The 2,965-nt window shown below is 73.2% G+C and carries 2 protein-coding genes; both read right to left on the reverse strand.

Annotation, left to right across the window (positions count from 1 at the left end; all coding sequences use genetic code 11):
• Positions 1-98 precede the first annotated feature (98 nt).
• Complete coding sequence (locus GTZ93_RS42040; RefSeq protein ID WP_139915290.1) at positions 99-998, reverse strand: RNA polymerase subunit sigma-70; 900 nt, start codon at positions 996-998, stop codon at positions 99-101.
• Positions 995-2,965 (reverse strand): tetratricopeptide repeat protein (locus GTZ93_RS42045; RefSeq protein WP_161663386.1); only part of this gene is annotated, 1,971 nt, incomplete at its 5' end. The genes GTZ93_RS42045 and GTZ93_RS42040, both read right to left, overlap by 4 nt.

Raw genomic sequence — 2,965 nt, forward strand, 5'->3', positions numbered from 1 at the left:
CGCACCACCTCGCCTTGCACGGAGCCGTCGGGCAGGCGACTGGCGATCTGCCCGCTCAAATGCGGGGATCGCTCAGGAGCCGGGCCCCAGGCAGGGCATCAGTCCAGCAAGCCCTGGAGGCTGAGATCCAGTCGGCTGCTGACCAGTCCCAACAGGCTCTCCAGGGCGAGCCGGTCCTGCTTCAGCCGGGGCGCGAGCTCCATGCGAACGCGCTCGAGCAACTGCTCGCGGGCCTCCGCGATCCTGCGCGCGATGCCGGAGCGCGAGCCGCCATACATGAGCGTCAGCCGGTCCATCGTGAACCCATGGAAATGGTGCAGGCGCAGCAGGGTCCGCTCCTGTTCGGGGAGCACCGCCACCGCCTTGCGGAGCGACTCGACGAGGAGCCTGCGCGCGTCTTCGCGCAGCAGCGCGTACTCGGGGTCGCCCGGGGCCAGGAGCCGTGCGAGCTCCTCGGGAGGCTCCGCGACGAGCTCATGGCGCGCGTCCCGGCCCACGAGCTCCCCGGCGATGCGCGCGGCGACGATGCCCACCCAGGTCAGCAGGGGCCCTCGTCCCCCATAGCTCGCGATCCTCGGGGGCGTGTCGCCGCTGCCCACCAGCAGCCGCTCGCGCAGCACCTGCAGCACTTCGTCCACCATGCTCGGCGACACCCTCCCGAGCCGGGCGGGGATGTACCGGAGGATGTTCTGCTCGAAGGCCCGGAGGGCCGAGGGCTCGCCGGTGGCGCAGGCGCACGCGAGGTACAGGTCGGCGCCGTGGAGGACGCGCATCACCTCCAAGGTCCTTCCCGCAGGCAGGTGCCGGGCCAGGTGCCGCGCGAAGGACTCCGCCGGGAGCGGCGTCGTGGCCCAGGCCCACCCGTCCCGGGCCGCCTCGACGAATTGGTTCAGCAGTGCCTCCAACCCCTCCACTGCGTCCAGCTCCGCGCGCTGCTCCCAGGGCAGGTGCTCCCGCAGCAGCGCCGCCAGGGAGCCTGTCTTCCGTTGCTCGCTCATCGCTTCGCCTCCCGCTGTTGCCAGGCCAGCACCCGCTGGAGCTCCGGCTGGCCTCGGACTCCCACGGACTCCAGCCGCGTCCGGGCCTCTTCGGCCAGTTCGAACGCTCGCGTCCGGTCCGGGGCGGGGTGCGTTTCCATGAGCGCCCGGGCCAACAGGAAGGAGGTCCTCCCGGCCGCCTCCGCGTCACCGGGCTTGCCCCAGCGGGTCTGGATGCGACGGGCGCGCTCGAGCAGCGGTGTGGCCTGCGCCGCCGCGCCCAGTGCCAGATGCGCCTTGCCGGCGCAGGTCAGCGCGTTGGCACCGTCCTGGGACTCCGCGCCGTCGGTCTTCTCGGTGAGGGTCCTCGCCCGCTCGCAGTACGCGAGCGCCTCCTTCGGGGCCCGTGTCGCCAGGGCCAGCTCGGCCAGCAACTGCAGCACGGACACCGTCTTCCCCGCCGCCAGTCCGGAGTCCCCCTCCAGCCGCTTCAGCGCGTCCACCAGGTCGCGCCGCGCCTCGGGATGGCGGCCCGCCTTCAGGTGCACCTGCCCCCGGACGGTCAGCGGCAGGGCGGCGCGCGGCGAGTCCGGGCCCAGGGACCGATGGACGCGCTCCAGGGCCTCCGTGGCGAAGGCCAGCGCCTCGGCGTCCTGGCCCGCCTCGCGGGCGAGGACCGCCTGCTCCGTGAGCGCGAAGATGACGGTGATGTGATTGGGGCCCCGGGCCCGCTCGAAGATGGCGCGTGCCCGCTCGACCTGTGAGCGCGCCTCCTCCAGCCGGCCTTCGAGGCGCGAGACCCCGGCCAGGTTCAGCAGCACCGTCCCCATCGGAGTCGTCTCCGGGCTGGAGGACGCCTCCTGGAGGGCCAGGGCCCTGCGCCAGGCGCTGATGGCCTCGGCGTGCCGGCCCACCTCCAGCGAGGCCGTGGCGACCCGGTTGTAGGAGGTCGCGAGGGCCGGGTTGTCGGGGCCCAGCAATCGCTCGCGCAGCGCCAGGGCCTCGCGGTGGAGCTTCAGCGCTTCCTCGTAGCGGCCCTGGCCGTAGCGGATGCGTCCCAGCTGGTGGAGGAGGTTGGGCGTGCGCAGGCTGTCCGGGCCATTCCTCCTGCGGGAGAACTCCAGGCCCTGGAGTGCCTCCTGCTCCGCCTCGGCGAGCTGGCCGTGCGCCTCTCGCAGCGACGACAGGCGCGCGTGCAGGTCCGTCGTGATGTCGGGGAAGCGCTCCCGTCCCAGCCGCTCGACGGCGGCCCGGGCGTGCAGGATGAGCTTCTCCGCTTCGTCGGCGTGGGACTGCTCCTCCCCCACCACCCAGATGAGCTCCAGCCAGGCCCGTGCCACCGTCTCGTCGTCACGCGCGGCCTCTCCCGCCCACATCGCCTGGTAGAGGACCGCCTCCGCTTCCTTCGGTTTGTTGAGGCCCCCGAGGAACACGCCGTGGGCCAGGAGCACCTCCGCCCGCAGCGGCTTGTAGTCGAGCCCCTTCAGCTCCTCGAGGAGGGCTGTCGTCACCGCGAGGCCTTCGGTGAACCGGTGTGACACGAGGTGGGCGCGGGCCTGCGCCAGCTTGTGCCGTGCCGCCTCCACCGGGGCCCGGAGGTTCTCGGGCGGCTGCGGCCGGGCGGAGAGGCCGGGCGCGTCCCGGCAGCCGGCGAGCCCCTCGAGGGAGGTTGTCAGCGGCCGCGCGTTCTGCACCGTCAGCACGTCCGCCTTCTCCAGCACCTCGGTCACGGCGGCGAACTGCCAGAGCCGCGCGTCGAGACACGCGGCCGTCTGCCAGGCGACGTCCGCCGTGTCACCGTCCGCGGCCATGCAGGCCTCGGTGCGAAGCGTCCGCCACTGGGCGGAGTAGGCGTCCAGCGCCGACGCGAGCTGTTCCCATGCTGGCGCGGCGTAGGACGCGCCCGTGGACAGGAAGGCCGTGCGGATCCGTTCGCGTCGCGCGGGGCTCCAGGCCACCGTGAGCTTCTCCACTTCCTGCTCGCAGTG

Origin of the sequence: Corallococcus exiguus (genome assembly GCF_009909105.1) — a bacterium.
Taxonomy (GTDB): domain Bacteria; phylum Myxococcota; class Myxococcia; order Myxococcales; family Myxococcaceae; genus Corallococcus; species Corallococcus exiguus.